Origin of the sequence: Nostoc sp. UIC 10630 (genome assembly GCF_010747425.1) — a bacterium.
Taxonomy (GTDB): domain Bacteria; phylum Cyanobacteriota; class Cyanobacteriia; order Cyanobacteriales; family Nostocaceae; genus Nostoc.
The window spans coordinates 1-1,907 of the sequence record NZ_JAAGOG010000413.1; the positions used below are offsets into that span (position 1 = coordinate 1).

General features: G+C 42.9%; 2 protein-coding genes. Both read right to left on the reverse strand.

Annotated elements, in window-relative coordinates:
- Positions 1-571, reverse strand: a 571-nt coding sequence (locus tag G1O98_RS38030; protein WP_163939601.1) for a TauD/TfdA family dioxygenase, incomplete at its 3' end; no start/stop codon positions are given.
- A gap of 253 nt (positions 572-824) precedes the next feature.
- On the reverse strand, positions 825-1,895 hold the full coding sequence (gene rsgA, locus G1O98_RS38035) for a ribosome small subunit-dependent GTPase A (protein WP_163939599.1): 1,071 nt from the start codon (positions 1,893-1,895) through the stop codon (positions 825-827).
- Positions 1,896-1,907 lie beyond the last annotated feature (12 nt).

The following is a 1,907-nucleotide window of genomic DNA, read 5'->3' on the forward strand; positions in this document are numbered from 1 at the left end:
GAGGAATCTCTACCCCTGGCTGTGGGGAGATAGGTGACAGGTGATACATCGACAGTAGTTTTAATTGCTGCTGATGTTGGGGAGCGAGATTGTGGTAGGCTTCCACCATGTCGAGAAAAAGAGTGGTGTGGGGCTGTCCATCCGTTCCTTCGTCCGGGATGGACAGCCCATAAAGCATCACGACATAGAGGGCATTCATATCTAGTCCCTGTGTTTTAGGGAGATGGTCTTTATCGTGATGCCATTGCCAAGCAACTTTGCCGACCACCTCACCAGAAAGCCCCTTGGGATTACCTAAAATGGAGACTCCAGGACTTTGTAAGTCTGGAGCGATTTCGGGATTTAGAGGTTTGGGGCGAAGACCGAGGGTTGAGTCACCAAACGTCTGGATGGCAAAATCTTTCAACTGGGATGCCGTCAGTTTTTGCTTTCTGACAAGAATAACCCCGTGTTCCCAGAGAGATTGCTTCAATTCCTCAACTTGTTGGTCTGTTATGGATGCAAGATTACAATCTCGTAGAACTTCCTTGCCCAGTCTTGAATGCTGCTGTACGGTCAACAATTTATTCATCTTAAGTAAATACCGTTTGATAATACTATTCACCTCAAGTTTCGTACTTTATGCAAAAAACGAATAATCTTGAAATTGGCATTACAAAGAATAGAAGTCAGCATTAGTCAGCGGATCACAGACGGCAACTATGATTTTAAACAGATGCCAAGGCTTGCAAGATTTATGAACTTGAAGTTAGGGGCGGGGATTGATTAAAAGGACGGGTGATATCCCCGTCCCGTAAGAAAATCAGTTAATTATCTCAATGTCATCAACGTTTGTGATAATTTCGCATAACTTTATGGATTTTCTTGGAGCGTTCTTTCTCATCTAATTGCGCCCGTTGGTCTTGTTTGCGAACAAGATAGTTAAGTTCCTTTTGCAATTTTTGGTAGCTGAGAAATCTGAAAAAATCAAGTTCTCCCTCAAGTAATGCTTGTTGCACTGCACAGCCAGGTTCGTTATTGTGTTGGCAATTACGAAAACGGCATTTTGCGGCTAAAGTTTTAATGTCTGCAAAAGTTTCTTGCAAGTTTTCACCACCTGCCCAAATTTGAATTTCTCGCATTCCTGGAGTATCGATAATTAAGCCGCCTGTCGGCAGTAATATCAATTCTCGATTTGTAGTCGTGTGACGACCTTGGTCATCACCTCGACGCACTGGTTGCACAGTTTGTATTGATGCACCTTTGAGTTGGTTGGTAATAGTAGATTTACCCACACCAGAAGACCCCAACAAAGCAACTGTTTGTCCTGGCTGGAGGTATGATTTCAAGACATCCAGCCCTTGATTAGTAGTGGCACTCAATACTAAAATTGGTACTCCTTGGGCAACAGCTTCAACTTTTGAGAGATTATCTTCTAAAGAATTGCACAGGTCGGCTTTATTTAAAACGATAACTGGATTTGCACCACTATTGTTTGCCAAAATCAGATAGCGTTCAATTCTTCTGAGATTAAAGTCGCCATCAAGTCCACAAACCAAGAACACGGTGTCAATGTTAGCTGCAACAATTTGTTCTTCGGTTTTACTACCAGCGATTTTTCGTGAAAACTTGCTTTTTCTGGGCAAAATTCCGTGAATGCTAGCGCGTCCTTCTTCTCGCGCCTGAATAATAACCCAGTCCCCAACAGCAGGAAAGTTTTGCCCAAGAATTGCTTGATGTCGCAGTTTCCCTGTAACTTCTGCTGTAAGTTCTCCTTGCTGGCTATAAACGATGTAAGTATTTCTGTATTCAATAGCAACCCTAGCAACGCTAAAACCTTGTTGGCTATAACCCTCTTGTGTCACTATGGCGGTAGTATAATAATGTACAAAACCTAGAACGAAGACACAGAGCATGGTAGAGCCTCG